This window comes from Uliginosibacterium gangwonense DSM 18521, from assembly GCF_000373965.1.
Lineage (GTDB): Bacteria > Pseudomonadota > Gammaproteobacteria > Burkholderiales > Rhodocyclaceae > Uliginosibacterium > Uliginosibacterium gangwonense.
In genome coordinates, this window is the sequence record NZ_KB892857.1 from 155,855 (window position 1) to 170,356 (window position 14,502).

Sequence of the window (14,502 nt, forward strand, 5' to 3'; positions counted from 1 at the left end):
TTAGATTGAACATGAATCATACGAAGAAACATCATTCTATGGTGCATTATTTGCAGCATTGTTTTCACTCACAGGCCAATCGCAATGCAGCCACGCAGGCCCAGGGCACCAGCGCAACCGCCCCCAACACCCCGGCCCCCAGCAAGGAAAACTGTGCGCTGACCCCCATCCCGGCACTGGCCGCATCCACGGCACCGGCACCGAACACCAATACCGGCACAAACAATGGCAACACCAGCAGGGCCAAGAGGCTGCCCGCGCCACGCAGCCCCAAGGTCAGCGCCGCACCGATTGCACCAACCAGGGACAGGATCGGCGTTCCCAACGCCAGGGATGCCGCCAGCACGGCCAGAGAGGCGCCATCCAGACCATACATCAAGCCCAGCAAGGGAGAAATCAGCACCAAAGGCAGGCCGGTTGCCAGCCAGTGCGCCGCGATCTTGGCCGCCACCCACAGCACCGCAGGCTCGGGGGAGAGCAGCAGTTGTTCAAGCACGCCGCTGTCGTGATCCTGGCTGAACATGCGCGGCAGCGCCAGCAGGCTGGCAAGCAGCGCCGCCACCCAGACGACGCCGGGGCCGATGGCACGCAGCTGGTTGGGCTCTGCCCCCACGCCAAAGGGGAAGAGGCTTGCCACGATCACAAAGAACGCCAGCGCGATCAACAGATCTGCCCGGCTTCGCCAAGCCAACAGCAGATCACGGTGGAGGACGGCGAAAAAGCTCTTCATGAGGCGAAGTCTTCCACGTTCAACAGTTTGAGCGAAGTCTGAAAGATCACGTCCTGATGGGAGGTGAAGATCACCGCCCCACCCGCCCCGCAATGTGCATCCAGCAAGGCTGCCAAATCGGCCACGGCTGCCGCATCCAGGGCTGTAAACGGCTCATCCAGCACCCACAACGGGCGACCCGAGGCCAACAGCAACCGGGCCAACCCCACACGGCGGCGCTGCCCTTGGGAGAGCAGCTTGCACGGCAGATGCATGGGGCGGCTCAAACCCATGCGGGCCAAGGCCGCCTCACAGGCAGAACGGGAGACCTCATCCCCTGCCGCTCGGCAGGCAAAGTGCAGGTTTTCCAGCGGGGAGAGCAGTTCATTGAGGGCTGGAGCATGCCCCAGGTAGAGCAAGCCGGCATGAAAGGCATCGCGCTCATGGGCCAGGGCCTGCCCCTGCCAGAACAGGTCCCCCGCATCCAGATGGCGCAAGCCGCAGAGCTGGCGCAGCAGGCTGGTCTTACCCATGCCGTTGGCGCCGACAATACGCCACAGCTCACCCATATGGACAGTGAGGTCGAGTTGGCGGAAGAGGCGGCGCTCGCCACGCAGGCAGGCCAGTTGTCGGGCTTGGAGCATGGCAAGCATTCAAACACAAATCCCCCCACGCAGAAAATCAGAATTTGACGCTTTTGCGAGCACAACCTGCGACAATCCCGTGTTGAGGATCTATTACAAAAGGGTGCCAGCAAGGCGCGTAGCGACGTGCATCTCAATCAGAGCCTTGCTGCAAGCTTGCCGACAGGTTCTAAAAGCGACTTTATCCTGTATAAAACAAACAGACATACGGTCGGCTTGGGCTAGAATCGCCCCCGATTTCCATCACACTATTTTGCCTGGAAGAGCGTGCAAGCAATCCGTTTAAGCCATTTCACCATGAGCAGTGCGCTGGGCGCCGGACTCATGCCGACGCTGACCCGTTTGCAGACCCAAGATGGCGGGATCGTGCGCAAGCGTTGGGAAACCCTGGATTTCGACACCTGCATCGGTGAAGTTGCCGGGCTGGACGATTTCGCCATCCGTGCAGATCTGGCGCGTTTCGACTGCCGCAACAATCGTCTGGCGCAGCTTGCGCTGGAGCAGGACGGCTTTGCCCAAACGGTACGGGAAGCCATTGCCCGTTACGGCAGGCATCGGGTGGGCGTTTTTCTGGGCACCAGCACCTCCGGGATACTGACCAGCGAAATCGCCTACCGCCACCTGGACCCGGTGACTGGGCTGTTACCGCCAGGACACGATTACCGGCACACACACAACAGCTATTCGGTGGCGGACTTCGTGCGCCATTACTTCAATCTGGCAGGCCCGGCGTTTGTGATCTCCACCGCCTGCTCCTCCGGCGCCAAGGCGCTGGGCAGCGCGCAACGGCTCATCCAGGCCGGGCTGATTGACGCAGCCGTGGTGGGCGGAGTGGATACCCTGTGCCTGACCACGCTGTATGGTTTCAACTCGCTCCAACTGGTTTCCGACCAGCCCTGTCGCCCTTTCGACGCACACCGCAACGGAATCTCGATTGGCGAGGCTGCCAGCTTCATCCTGCTCGAAGGGGTGGCTGCGCCGCAGGCGGGTGACATCCTGCTCACCGGGGTCGGTGAATCGAGTGATGCACACCATATGTCCTCCCCCCACCCGGACGGGCTGGGTGCCCGGCTGGCCATGGAAGGCGCCTTGGCCCAGGCGGGCCTACAGCCGCAAGACATTGATTACATCAACCTGCACGGCACGGCCACGCCCAGCAACGATTCGGCGGAAGCCAAGGGTGTGGAGGCCGTATTCGGCAGCCAGACCCCGTGCAGCTCCACCAAGGGCCACACCGGGCATACCCTGGGTGCAGCAGGCGGGGTTGAAGCCATCATCAGTGCATTGGCCCTGCAGCATCAATTCATGCCGGGAGGCATCAACACCCAGGAGCTGGACCCCACGCTGCATTGCAACTACCTGCTGACCAACCGCAGCCAAGCGATGCACCATGTGTTGAGCAACTCCTTCGGCTTTGGCGGCAGCAACTGCAGCCTCATTCTCTCGCAGGTGCAGCCATGAACGGTCTGACTGTATTTATCGACGGCATCGGGCTCTTGGGGCCGGGCCTGCCCAACTGGGACGAGGCCCGCCCCATCCTTCGTGGTGAAGCCCCACTTGTGCTAGCGGCACCCACCCTGCCCGCCCCCATGGCCTTGCCCAGTGCAGAGCGCCGCCGTGTAGGCTTACCTGTCAAACTCTCGATGGCGGTGGGTTTTGAAGCGGCCAAACACGCAGGGATCGACCCTGCCCATCTGCCCAATGTGTTCTCTTCCACCGGAGGAGATTGCGACAACTGCCATATGATTCTGGAGGCACTGGCCTCGAATGATCGGCAGATCTCGCCTACACGTTTCCACAATTCGGTTCATAACGCGCCATCGGGCTATTGGAGCATTGCCACCGGCTGTCGTGAAGCCTCTACCAGCCTGTGCGCGTTTGACGCCACTTTTGCCGCCGCCCTGCTTGAGACTGCCAGCCAGGCCTGCGCCTACGGCAAGCCCTGCCTGCTGGTAGGCTATGACACAGCTTACCCGGACCCCCTGTACAGCATCCGCCCGATTCCCTATACATTCGGGATAGGCATGGTGCTCTCTCCTCGTCGCAGCAAGCACAGTCTGGCCCAGATCCGTTTGAACCTGAGCACCGCCTCGCCCGACTCCTGCGAGAGCCCACAGATGGAATCCTTGCGTACCAGCCTGCCCTGTGCCCGCAGCCTGCCCTTGCTGAATAGGCTGGCCGCAAAAAAACATGGCACCGTGACCCTGGATTACCTTGAAGAACTGAGCATGCAGGTGGAGTTGTCGGCATGATGCCTGATCGTGCCTGGATTGCCGCCCACATCCCCCATCACGGCTCCATGTGCCTGCTCGACAATGTGGAACACTGGGATGCGAATCACATCCGCTGCCACACCAGCAGCCATACAGATGCCGCCAATCCACTGCGCGCAGCGGGCCGGCTCGGCATTGCCAATGGCATCGAATACGCTGCCCAGGCCATGGCGATTCATGGCGCGCTGTTAGCGGATTCAGACGAAACACCCCGCGCAGGCTATCTGACCAGCGTGAGGGAAGTCACTTGGCATAGCAGCAGGCTGGATGATCTGGCAGCCCCCCTTGTGATTGATGCCGAGCGCCTCTCGGGCAGTGCCAACACCATTCTCTACAGTTTCAGCCTACAGGCAGCCGGGCATACGGTACTGTCTGGGCGTGCCAGTGTCATGCTGGACGCCAACCGGAGTTAACTGAATGAAAAGAGCCCTTGTTACCGGTGGTAGCGGCGCCATTGGCGCGGCCATCTGCAATCGCCTTGCAACAGATGGCTTTCACGTCATCATTCATGCCAATGGCAACATGGAGGCTGCCCAACAACTGGCTACCCAGCTATGCGCAGCCGGGCACAGTGCAGAAGCCACCCGATTCGATGTAACCGACGCATCGGCCACCCTCGCCGCCCTGGAAAAACTGCTGGAATCCGGGCCGATTCAGGTGGTGGTCAACAACGCCGGGATTCATGACGATGCGGTATTCCCCGGCATGAGCCATGAGCAATGGAGCCGCGTGATAGACGTTTCGCTCAACGGCTTTTTCAACGTCACCCAACCGCTGACGATGCCCATGATCCGCACCCGCTGGGGGCGCATCATCACCATCTCGTCGGTCGCGGCAATCACCGGCAACCGTGGGCAGGTCAATTACTCAGCCGCAAAAGGGGCCCTGCATTCTGCGAGCAAATCCCTCGCCCTGGAGTTGGCCAGCCGTGGCATCACCGTCAATGCGGTAGCCCCCGGCATCATCACCTCGGATATGACAAAGGACGTTTTTGACGCGGATGCCATCAGCAAGATCGTCCCCATGAAACGCGCTGGAAAACCAGAGGAAGTCGCCAATCTGGTGTGCTTCCTCGCCTCCGACCAAGCCGCCTATATCACCGGGCAGGTGATCTCAATCAACGGCGGGATGATCTAGGCCTCCGCCAGCACGACTTCGGCCCTGGCTGCACAAAGGGCCACCCAACATCTTTTTGCGTGCCTTGCGTGCAAGCTGTCGTTCTCCTGACACCGTCAGATACATGACAGGTTTGCCTCAGCCTCCGGCGCTATATTGCTTTCGTCAAATGCCAATCACCTGAAACCCTTGCGCCAAGCGCTGCTTGTTGCATTGGTCGGATAGGTGACGGAGGTACGCCATTTCTTTTTATAATCAGCAGACATGGCGACCTGAGCTGACGGGATTCGCATTTTTGTTGAGTTTAACGCTTTGCACTGAGCGAGGTATCCATTTTGAATACGACAAGCAAGCTAGCATTAATCATGGGTCTGGCCCTGACCAGTTCGGCGGCTTTCGCAGAACCCTACATTGGGGCGGCAGGAGGCATCGGTTTTACCAACGCCACCGACAAGATCGAACAGCAGACGGGCTATGACTACGTCTCCAGCAAGGATGACGGCAAGGCCGCAGTCAGCATCTACGCGGGCTACGCTTTCAACCGGCAACTGGCGGTTGAAGCCGGTTACACCGACTTTGGCAAATATTCGATCAAGGGCAGCTACGGCGGTTTCCTGGCCGAAGACTCCATCCGCGCCCAGGTCGTCAGCGCCAGCGTGGTAGGGAGTTTGCCGCTTTCCTCCGTATTCGGTCTTGAAGGCAGAGTGGGCCTGGGCGTGATGAACCAGAAGTACCACTGCGTGCGCCTGTGCTCTAACAGCATGTCGGACGCCGACGATACCAGCGCGGTCGCCCTGATCGGCGTCGGCGCGCACTGGGACCTGACCCGGAACCTGACACTACGCACCCGCTTTGACTACTATGCGGGCGCCAATTCACCGCTGGGTGGTGACAACAGCGACATCGACTATTCACTGGTGTCTGTTGGCGCGGATTGGCACTTCTAAGCCGCACAAGGACACACGCTGTGCAGTCCCAAGGCCCTTCCCTGACGGAAGGGCTTTTTTGCATAGGGACGCCCTAGCTTGGAGTACCATAAGCGGTTCAGGCTTACCGCCTGAACCCCGCGTCTGTTTTGAATGGCAGGCGCGGCACAACAACATGCAAACCCCAATCTAGGAGTCATTCCCATGACAACAGTTACACTCGACGGCACCGCAGTAGACGTGGCAGGTTCATTCCCCAGCAAGGGCCAACGTGCGCCTGCATTCACCCTGGTGGCCGCCGATCTGTCGAACCAGACCCTGGCAGGCTATGCTGGCAAGCGCAAGGTACTCAACATCGTGCCGAGCCTGGACACAGGCGTCTGCGCCGCCTCTACCCGAAAGTTCAACGAAAAGGCGTCCGGCCTGGATAACACGGTAGTGCTGGTGATTTCAGCCGATCTGCCCTTTGCCGCCAGCCGCTTCTGCGTGGCCGAAGGGCTGAAGAACGTGATCACCCTATCCACCTTCCGCAACCCGGAATTCCGTCAGGCCTATGGCGTGGATTTCGTCTCTGGCCCGCTGACGGGGCTGACTGCCCGTGCCGTGGTGGTGCTGGATGAAAACGATCAGGTCTTGCACGCCGAGCTGGTGTCGGAAGTGAAAAACGAGCCGAACTATGATGCAGCGCTGGCAGCCCTGGGCTAGACACCCCTGAGAACTGAATGAAAAAATCGCCCGGTGGCAAACAGCCATCGGGCGATTTTTTTAGAAGCTGTAACAAAATGGAGTGCAGCGGTTCTGGCTAGGCGCGCTGCCGCAGACAGTACAGGTAGTACGGCAAGGCGGCGCAACAACGCCAGAACCATTTTGTTACGGCTTCTTAAGGCAGATCAGGCGGGTTTGACAGCCTGATACTCAGACAGGATTGAAAGCCCGGCGGATTCAATATGCCGCCGCACCTCCACAAAACCGGCTGCCTGGAGTGTCAGCAACACCTGCTCAGGCGGCACACAGGCCTCGATGGTGTCCCAATAGTAGCGCCAGAGCTTGCAGGTACCCTTTTTCTGCCGACCCACCACGTAGGCCAGCAGCGGCACGATGCCCTTCATGTAGATCTTGAGCAGGAAACGCCCCCAGGCGGTCTGTGGCCGGGTGATTTCCAACAGGCAGAGCCGGGCACCGGGCTTCATGACGCGATGAAATTCGGCGAAGGCAACAGACAGGTCGCTGATGTGGCGCAGTGCGTAACCCATGGAGAGAAAATCGAAACTGGCATCCGGGTAGGGGATCGCCTCGGCACGCCCTTCAACCAGCGTGATCCCTTCCGGCAGTTTGGCATTGGCCATCATGCCGGGGCTGGGGTCGACGCCGATCACGAGTTTGGCGTCCCCGGTAATGCGGGCGGCCTCACGGGCCACCAGACCGGTGCCCGTGCCCACGTCGACAATCCGCATCCCCTCCTTGAGCCCGGCGCGCTGGAGCGCCTGCCCACGGTACCAGGGACCGGAGCCGAGGCCCAGGATGTGCTCCATACGGTCGTAATCTGCTGCGGTACTATCGAACATCTGGCGGATAAAACCTGCACGCTCCTGCTCGTTGGCGTAATACTCGGTCAACGGCACGTGAGGTTCGTGGGCAACAGACATAGGCTTGGCATCTGCGTTCATGGGAGCTTTCTGGCTCAGGCGGGTGGAGTGATCTTGTGAAAGATCAGGATAGGAAGGCGCAACACAAAGCCCACCATCAGACGGGTATGCATCCAGGCGAGCAGGCGATTGTCGCGCCAATAGTTAAAATGGGAGACCCCGCCTTCGTCGGCACGCAGATACTTCACCGGCGCAGGCAGATTGATAGGGCGCACACCGCGCCAGCACAGGCGGACAACCGCCTCGGGATCAAAATCAAAACGCCGCATCCAGCGTTGCCCGCGCATAACCTGGCGCAGCGGTTCAACGGGATAGACGCGAAAACCGTACAGTGAGTCGCCAATCCCCATCCAGAGGGTTTCGATATTGGCCAACCAGTTGGAGACTTTGCGCCCATTGACGCGCAAGGCCGGGGCGCTGGCATCAAAAACGGGCTTGCCCAGCACCATCTTGGCGGGATTTTGCTGCGAGCAGGCCATGAACTCAGGGATCAGCCCGGCCGGATGCTGCCCATCCGAATCCATTGCCAACGCGTGCGTAAAGCCCAGCCGCGCGGCCTCATCCAGCCCGTGGAGCACCGCCACCCCCTTGCCACAGTTTTGTGGCAACACCAGCACACGCAGGCCATCGTCTGCCTCGGCCATGGCCTGCAAGCCCGCCGTGGTGCCATCCGTGCTGCCGTCGACCACCACCCACACGGGGTTCCACTGCGCACGGGCGGCGCTCACTGTTTCATAGACCTTGGGCCCCGGGTTGTAGCTGGGGATGAGGACAAGATGGCTGGTGGAAGGCGTCTGAGTCATGAAGCAACGGCTTTTCTGGCCTGGGGTTGCTCCAGGCTCTGGTTGGCGCAAGTTTCTGGTGATGCGTTCCCATTCATCGCCCGGGCAAAATAGGTTTGCAACTCTGCGGTCAGGCGGATGGGGTCATCCCCCGGCTGAAAGCGCGGCCCCAGACGGACGCTGAAGTGCACAGGCAAGTTGGTGCGCTTGAACGGTGGCCAGCCTTTACCCAGAAAATTGCTGTCGGTTTCAATGATGACCGTCTGGATCGGCACCCTGGCGCGGCAGGCAATAATGGCGGTGCTGGCTTTGAAGTCCTGGAGTCTGCCGCCTTCACTGCGGGTGCCCTCGGGGAAAAGCAGCAACTGATAACCATGTTCCAGCTCAGCAATGGCGCGCCGGATCATGCCGACAAACCAGTCATTGCGGATAAAACCGGCCAGCCGCGCCCCTGCGCCCATGAAGAAGTTGTCGATCAATTCGGCCTTGAGCACGCAGGCCGTATTCGGCAGACGCGACAAGACCATCAGCGCATCAAGCAGACAGGGGTGGTTCGGGGCGATGATCAGCGGCCCTGCATCGCGCAAGGCATCCAGCTCGCGCAGATCAAAACGGCACACGCCCAATACCTCCAGCCCCCACAGGTAGAGCCGGAAGCCCTTGGAAATACCGACCCGGCCAATATGCTGCCGCATCTTGCGCGGGAGCAGAAAACGCAGCGGGATTGCCGCTGCCGACCACAGCAGGCAACCCTTGCCGAGTAAGAACCAGGCCAGGTAGATTGCAAGCTGCTCATAAAACCGTTTCAACATGCGATACATCCGTTCAGTCTGCCGACTCAATCAGTTCGGAAGAACGAGCCATCGTCCAGGTGATGGCGAAACCGGCAGACAGATAATCGCGCCGACGCACCAGGGGGCTATCCACAAAGGCTGCGCCACGCAGATTGTCGTAGCGCACATAGGCGCCCAACCATACCGATTCATATTTACGCGACAGTGACACCAGGAACTGAGTACCGGAATACCCGCCCTTGGCCTGATAGGCGGGGCGATCCGCCCGGGCATAGGCTGCGTCCACATTGTAAATGTAGGCATGCTGCTGACGGGTTGCAAACACTGGGCCTGCCACCAGCCCCACATTCCACGCTCCGCCAACCTTGGGCAGATCCAGGTTCAGACGTGGCTGAAAAACCCAGCCCGCCCACTTGGGCTGGGTCTGCACCGTAAAGGCTGCGCGCATAGGCATGAGCAGGCGCAACTTGGCCCCCTGCTCCGATTCTTTCCACAGGTTCACGTCCAGCGAGGGGCCGAATTCAAACATCGGCTTCAGGTCTGGCATTCCTTCGCGGGCGCGATTGTTCTTGCTGCGCACGGGTGGCCCTGCGCTGACACTCATGTTGAGTTCGGCGCGTTCGTTTTCCAGCACCGTGGCGCGTACCCCGCTGCGATCAGCCTTGAGCCAATCCAGGCGGTACACGAACAGTGGGAATGGCAGCAGGTAATTGGTGACCTGATCCGAACCGCGATACTCCGGCATGCTGATCCCAGCCACACCTGCGCCCAATTCCCAGCGTGGCAGCATCTCTGCCCCGGCCTGCCCGGCCCATGCCCCACAGAGTGCAGCCAAGAACAGCCGGGGGAGGATACTTGCGCGTTTTGCTTGCATCAGGTCTTGCTCCGTAAGCCAACTGCTTCGATTTCAACCAGCAATTCCACGCGGCAGATATCTGCCTGCAGGTAGAACGCGCGGGGTTCGCAGCCCAGATGCTGCCGCAGCACCGAGGCCACCAGGGCCTGGTCTGCCGGGTCACGCAGAAAAACTTTCATTTCAAGTGCCTGGGTGGAATACCCACCTACGTGGGATTTGAGATTGGCCTGGGCGATCAGGGCCTCGATGTTGCGCAAGGTCTCTTCGGTCTGCGCCTTCACGTCCCCCAGGTGGACGCTTTCGTGCCCCACGATGCTGGCCGTGCCAGAAATGAACAAGGCCTCACAACCGGGCAGCTCAAGCAGGCTCGCACGCGAGAATGTCGGGCTGCGTGGGCCGTAGCGATCAGGATAGCGGTAGGCGCTGACCTGGCGCGGGTTCTCGATAGGCCGTGGGCGGGCATGTGCCGCCATGAAGTACAGCACCAAGTCCCCCTCGCCCGTGCCCAGGGCACAGGCTGCGGGTGCGCCTTCAAGGTGGTCCCGTCGTGCGGCGATGAAGGCATCCTGCCGCCCGATGTTGAACTGGCGATAGCGCTCCAGGCCGCCGCCATCCACATTGATACCCGGCAGGTAGTTCCAGCACCGCACCAGTTGGTTGAAGCTGGTATGGCGCATTACCGCAAACAAGCGCTGATAGGCGAGCGCACTGGCCTGTTGCAAGGCGCTGGCCTGTGCGTTGGGCACAAAATCGTGCTCCGCAATGCTCATCGCTCCAAACAGCAGATGCTCAGTGTAGTGGTAGGCCACACCCTCCAGCACCCCCGTCTCACAGGGGGCGGTGCTGAGCCAGGTGGTGTATTCGTGTCCCCCGGCGGGCAGGCAAGCCATGGGAACAACAGCCAGGGTAGTCTGATGCGTGTGGGGCGTGCCATAGCAGGCGTCCCCCAGTACATGGAGGGCGTCATGTTTGGCGTCTTGACCATGCCGATACTGCAACAACATTGCGTTTCACCCGTCCGAATCAGTGTGCGGCCTTGAAGGCCAACACGGCATTGCTGCCCCCGAAAGCAAAGGAACTGCTCAGGGCTGCGCGTAGAGGCTGTCCGTACAGACCACTGCGGACATGCGCAACACCTTCACAATCCTGTGCCACTTCGTCCAAGTGCGCCGTTGGGGGGATATTGCCTGAATGCAGGGCCTTCACCGTGATCAGCGCTTCCAGGGCACCCGCAGCACCCAGGGTGTGGCCATGCATCGACTTGGTGGCGCTGACCGCCAACTGTGAGGCATGCTCACCAAACATGACCCGCAGGGCTTCGATTTCAGCCGGATCACCTTCGCGGGTGGCTGTACCGTGAGCGTTGACATAGCCCACATCGGCGGGTGCCAGCCCGGCTTCATCCAGGGCGAACGAAAGTGCGCGCGCCTGCCCGGCGACACTGGGGCGCACGAGATGGCTGTGGTCACAGCTCTGGCCGTAACCGGCAAGTTCAGCATAGATCCGCGCACCACGGGCCACGGCGTGATCCCATTCTTCTAGAATCAAGGCCGCGCCGCCTTCGCCAAGCACCAACCCGGCGCGCTTGGCCTGGAAGGGGCGGCAGGCGCGGTAAGCGGTTTCTTCTGTGCCGGGTGCCACGACACGCATGGCTTCCCAGGCGCGCATGACCGAAAACGACAAAGGCGCTTCCGACCCACCGGCAACAACCAGGTCCGACTCCCCGGACTGGATACGGCGCAGTGCCTCACCAATCGAAACAGAGGAAGACGAGCAGGCCACGGAATAGGTCAGGCACGCAGCCCCCAGGCCAAGCTGGATGGCAATGTGCGAAGCGGCCGCGTTGTTCATCGCCATCACCACCGAGAGCGGAGAGGCCCGATCTTTGCCCTGCACATAAAAATCGGTATAGCCCTGCTCAAAAGTCAGGGTGCCGCCCACACCTGTACCCCAGGAGACGCCATAGCGCTCACTCCCGGCACCGGTACGTGCCAGTCCGGCGTCGTCCCAGGCAGCAAAAGCGGCGGCCAGCCCCAGCTGCGCATAGCGGTCAGTCATGCCGGCCAGCGGACGCCCCAGCGCTTCGACCGGGTCAAAGGCGGAGCAATGAACCGCAACCTGTTCGAGCAGGGAAGGCGAAGTGGGATGCCGATACAGCCGTACTGCAGACTCGCCCTGCATCAGGCGATCAAAAAAATCCTGCAGCGACCCTCCAAATGGGCTGACCACCCCCAGCCCGGTAACGGCGACCCGGCGACTGCTCGTCGGCTTACTCATTGGGCGCAGTGGTGGGCTTGAGTTTCTCGAAGATGGCGATCAGATCACCCACGGTTTCCGGACGCGGAATATCGTCGGGCATCCGTACCTTGTACTTGTCTTCCAGATCAAACATCAGATCAAGCAGCATCAGGGAGTCCACCCCAATGGCCTCCAGCTTGGATTCCAAAGTGATGGGCTCAGCAGGAGTACCAACCCGGCGCTGAATGAATTCCTTTAACAGCTCAAGCATTTCCATGGCGAAGACGTCAAATATAAGTGATCGATTTTAATGGATTTTTACATGTAAACACACAATTGCCACGCTGTTTTCCATGCGCCGGGGCAAAACAGCCTCCCCTCCACAGTGAGTCATCATCGTAGCGGTTGTTTTCAGAACGCCATCTGATAATCCACAACGAGGGGCGCATGATCCGAGAAACGTTGCGCCTTGTACACACTGCTGGCCACCACATGCGGCACCAACGTGGGGGTGACCAGCTGGTAATCCAGACGCCATCCCACATTATTGGCCCACGCCTGACCACGGTTGCTCCACCATGTATAGCACTCGCTGGTGGTATCCGGGTAGAGTGTGCGATAAGCGTCAGTCCACTGCCCCTGGGTCAGCACTTGCGCAATCCAGGCCCGCTCTTCAGGCAGGAAGCCGGAATTCTTCTGGTTGGATTTCCAGTTTTTCAGATCAATCTCGCGTGGGGCGATGTTCCAGTCTGCGCACACAATCACCCGGCGCCCGGAATCCCGCAGGCTATCCAGGTGGGGGCGGAAGCCTGCCAGGAACCGGAATTTTGCTTCCTGCCGCTCCTCCGAACTTGAGCCGGAGGGCACATACAGCGAAACAACGGAGAGCGGCCCATCGGCCAATTCATAATCAGCCTGGAGGTAGCGCCCTTCGGCATCGAACTCGGCCACGCCCAAACCACGCACGATCCGTGCAGGCTCGCGTCTGGCATAGATCCCCACGCCACTGTAACCACGTTTTTCGGCACAGGCGAAGTAACCGGAATACCCGGCAGGATTCAACAAGGTTTCAGCCAGATCGGCTTCCTGGGCCTTGATTTCCTGCAGGCAGACAATGTCAGCCCCCGTACCTGCAAGCCAAGTGTGAAATCCTTTGCTGGAGGCTGATCGGAGGCCGTTGAGATTGAGGGTAATGACGCGTAACATCGGGAGAATTCTCCATTGTTATCAAATTTATCGTGAGCTTCAGCCAGGATTTTCTCGCACTTGCCCAACAAAAGGGTGTCCTTCGTTTTGGCGAATTCAAAACAAAGGCCGGGCGCCTGTCGCCCTATTTCTTCAATACTGCCCTATTTGACGATGGTTTGTCTTTCGGTGAGCTGTGTGGTTATTACGCGCAGGCAATCCTGGCCTCCGGCATTAAATTTGATACCCTCTTCGGCCCGGCTTACAAGGGCATTCCGCTGGCCGCAGGCACAGCCATGCACCTGGCCGCACAAGGGCACAACAAGCCGTTCTGCTTCAACCGCAAGGAAGCCAAGGATCATGGCGAAGGCGGCACCATCGTGGGGGCCCCGCTGCGTGGCCGGGTGCTGGTACTCGACGACGTGATCTCGGCAGGCACCTCGGTGCGGGAATCCGCCGACATGATCAAGGCCGCCGGAGCGGAACTTGCCGGGGTGGTCATCGCCCTGGACCGCATGGAACGTGGCACGGGCGAGAAGAGTGCAGTGCAGGAGGTGCGCGATACTTTTGGGGTGCCTGTCATTCCTGTTGCTACACTTGAAGACCTGATGCAGTTCATTGTCGGCACGCCAGCACTTACCACCTATCTGCCTGCGGTGAAGCAATACCGCGCCACTTATGGAGTTGGGCATTCATGAGCCTTGTCCGGGCCTTTTTCCTGTGCGCATTCTTCCTGCCATGGAGCGCCCATGCAGCGGAACAGTCGTTCTGCTGCAATGACGCCAGCGGACGGCGCGTCTGTGGCAACCCCTTGCCCTCGGTCTGCTATGACCGTGGCTACCGTGAGTTAAGCCGTGGCGGCAATCTCGTCAAGGAGGTCGAGCCGCCCCTGACGCCGGAGCAACGTGCCAAACGCGATGCCGAGATCAAGGCCAAGAAGGATCGGCTGGCGGCAGAGGCTGCAGCCAGCCGCCGCGATCAGGTATTGCTTGACAGCTACCCCACTCTGGCCGATCTGGACAAGCGGCGCGACCAGGAACTGGGCATCGTGGGTGAAGAATTGCGCATCAACCATGCCCGTGAGTCCCAGATACTGGCAGCGCGTGCTGAGCTGGACAAGAAGAAGGCTGCATTGGGCAACAAGAAGATTCCGCCCAGGCTGGAAGCGGACCTGGAATCCAATGACCTGGAACTCTCCAGTGTGCGCATGATCTTGGGCAGCAAGCAGAAGGAATATGATGCCCTCAAGACTCGTTTCGATAATGACAGAAAACGCTATACCGAACTGATCGGAGCGCCGCCACCACCCAGCCCCCAACCGGCAAAAAGATAA

General features: G+C 60.2%; 18 protein-coding genes. 8 read left to right on the top strand and 10 right to left on the bottom strand.

Translation table 11 applies throughout. The features are described 5' to 3' along the window. Positions 1 to 64: 64 nt before the first annotated feature. Together ccmB and ccmA are read right to left on the bottom strand one after the other, a co-directional pair. Positions 65 to 730 carry a heme exporter protein CcmB gene (gene ccmB / locus B145_RS0115280; protein WP_018608457.1) on the bottom strand — a complete coding sequence of 222 codons (666 nt, stop codon included), beginning with the start codon at positions 728 to 730 and terminating at the stop codon, positions 65 to 67. Further along, entirely contained in the window at positions 727 to 1,353 is a 627-nt protein-coding gene (gene ccmA, locus B145_RS0115285) for a cytochrome c biogenesis heme-transporting ATPase CcmA (RefSeq protein ID WP_018608458.1), read from the bottom strand. Before ccmA ends, ccmB begins: the two co-directional genes overlap by 4 nt. Before the next feature lie 267 nt (positions 1,354 to 1,620). Between ccmA and B145_RS0115290 the strand changes: the two genes are divergently transcribed. The 6 genes from B145_RS0115290 (at position 1,621) to tpx (ending at position 6,373) form a co-directional block, all read left to right on the top strand. Next, complete coding sequence (locus B145_RS0115290) at positions 1,621 to 2,814, top strand: beta-ketoacyl-[acyl-carrier-protein] synthase family protein (RefSeq protein WP_026259176.1); 1,194 nt, start codon at positions 1,621 to 1,623, stop codon at positions 2,812 to 2,814. Then, positions 2,811 to 3,605, top strand: a complete 795-nt coding sequence (locus B145_RS0115295; RefSeq protein ID WP_018608460.1) for a beta-ketoacyl synthase chain length factor — start codon at positions 2,811 to 2,813, stop codon at positions 3,603 to 3,605. The genes B145_RS0115290 and B145_RS0115295 overlap by 4 nt, the downstream gene beginning before the upstream one ends. After that, positions 3,602 to 4,039: a hotdog family protein gene (locus tag B145_RS0115300; protein WP_018608461.1), complete on the top strand. Its 438-nt coding sequence runs from the start codon at positions 3,602 to 3,604 to the stop codon at positions 4,037 to 4,039. Before B145_RS0115295 ends, B145_RS0115300 begins: the two co-directional genes overlap by 4 nt. 4 nt (positions 4,040 to 4,043) lie before the next feature. Further along, positions 4,044 to 4,763 (top strand): 3-oxoacyl-ACP reductase FabG, encoded by a 720-nt coding sequence (gene fabG, locus B145_RS0115305; protein ID WP_018608462.1) that lies wholly within the window; start codon positions 4,044 to 4,046, stop codon positions 4,761 to 4,763. Positions 4,764 to 5,107: 344 nt separating this feature from the next. Next, positions 5,108 to 5,689 carry an outer membrane beta-barrel protein gene (locus tag B145_RS0115310; RefSeq protein WP_018608463.1) on the top strand — a complete coding sequence of 194 codons (582 nt, stop codon included), beginning with the start codon at positions 5,108 to 5,110 and terminating at the stop codon, positions 5,687 to 5,689. Positions 5,690 to 5,872: 183 nt separating this feature from the next. Then, positions 5,873 to 6,373 (top strand): thiol peroxidase, encoded by a 501-nt coding sequence (gene tpx, locus B145_RS0115315; protein ID WP_018608464.1) that lies wholly within the window; start codon positions 5,873 to 5,875, stop codon positions 6,371 to 6,373. Positions 6,374 to 6,558: 185 nt separating this feature from the next. Here tpx and B145_RS0115320 read toward each other — a convergent pair whose 3' ends face one another. From B145_RS0115320 to B145_RS0115355, 8 genes are all read right to left on the bottom strand, one after another. Further along, the gene (locus B145_RS0115320; protein WP_018608465.1) at positions 6,559 to 7,335 is read right to left on the bottom strand and encodes a class I SAM-dependent methyltransferase; all 777 of its coding nucleotides are present in this window, start codon (positions 7,333 to 7,335) and stop codon (positions 6,559 to 6,561) included. A 14-nt stretch (positions 7,336 to 7,349) separates the two neighbouring features. Beyond that, a complete protein-coding gene (locus B145_RS0115325; protein WP_018608466.1) occupies positions 7,350 to 8,117 on the bottom strand; it encodes a glycosyltransferase family 2 protein in 768 nt (255 codons plus the stop codon). Next, positions 8,114 to 8,908 (bottom strand): lysophospholipid acyltransferase family protein, encoded by a 795-nt coding sequence (locus B145_RS0115330; RefSeq protein ID WP_211209844.1) that lies wholly within the window; start codon positions 8,906 to 8,908, stop codon positions 8,114 to 8,116. The genes B145_RS0115325 and B145_RS0115330 overlap by 4 nt, the downstream gene beginning before the upstream one ends. Positions 8,909 to 8,921: 13 nt before the next feature. Further along, on the bottom strand, positions 8,922 to 9,764 hold the full coding sequence (locus B145_RS0115335; protein WP_018608468.1) for a MipA/OmpV family protein: 843 nt from the start codon (positions 9,762 to 9,764) through the stop codon (positions 8,922 to 8,924). After that, positions 9,764 to 10,750 carry a chorismate transformation FkbO/Hyg5 family protein gene (locus tag B145_RS25830; RefSeq protein WP_018608469.1) on the bottom strand — a complete coding sequence of 329 codons (987 nt, stop codon included), beginning with the start codon at positions 10,748 to 10,750 and terminating at the stop codon, positions 9,764 to 9,766. The genes B145_RS0115335 and B145_RS25830 overlap by 1 nt, the downstream gene beginning before the upstream one ends. Positions 10,751 to 10,769: 19 nt before the next feature. Beyond that, the gene (locus B145_RS0115345) at positions 10,770 to 12,023 is read right to left on the bottom strand and encodes a beta-ketoacyl-[acyl-carrier-protein] synthase family protein (protein ID WP_026259179.1); all 1,254 of its coding nucleotides are present in this window, start codon (positions 12,021 to 12,023) and stop codon (positions 10,770 to 10,772) included. After that, positions 12,016 to 12,255, bottom strand: coding sequence for a phosphopantetheine-binding protein (locus tag B145_RS25835; RefSeq protein WP_157288448.1), 240 nt, complete (start codon positions 12,253 to 12,255; stop codon positions 12,016 to 12,018). Before B145_RS25835 ends, B145_RS0115345 begins: the two co-directional genes overlap by 8 nt. Positions 12,256 to 12,395: 140 nt before the next feature. Then, positions 12,396 to 13,190: an exodeoxyribonuclease III gene (locus B145_RS0115355; RefSeq protein ID WP_018608472.1), complete on the bottom strand. Its 795-nt coding sequence runs from the start codon at positions 13,188 to 13,190 to the stop codon at positions 12,396 to 12,398. Positions 13,191 to 13,222: 32 nt separating this feature from the next. Between B145_RS0115355 and pyrE the strand changes: the two genes are divergently transcribed. Continuing rightward, the gene (gene pyrE / locus B145_RS0115360; protein ID WP_018608473.1) at positions 13,223 to 13,867 is read left to right on the top strand and encodes an orotate phosphoribosyltransferase; all 645 of its coding nucleotides are present in this window, start codon (positions 13,223 to 13,225) and stop codon (positions 13,865 to 13,867) included. Further along, positions 13,864 to 14,502 carry a hypothetical protein gene (locus tag B145_RS27610; RefSeq protein ID WP_018608474.1) on the top strand — a complete coding sequence of 213 codons (639 nt, stop codon included), beginning with the start codon at positions 13,864 to 13,866 and terminating at the stop codon, positions 14,500 to 14,502. The genes pyrE and B145_RS27610 overlap by 4 nt, the downstream gene beginning before the upstream one ends.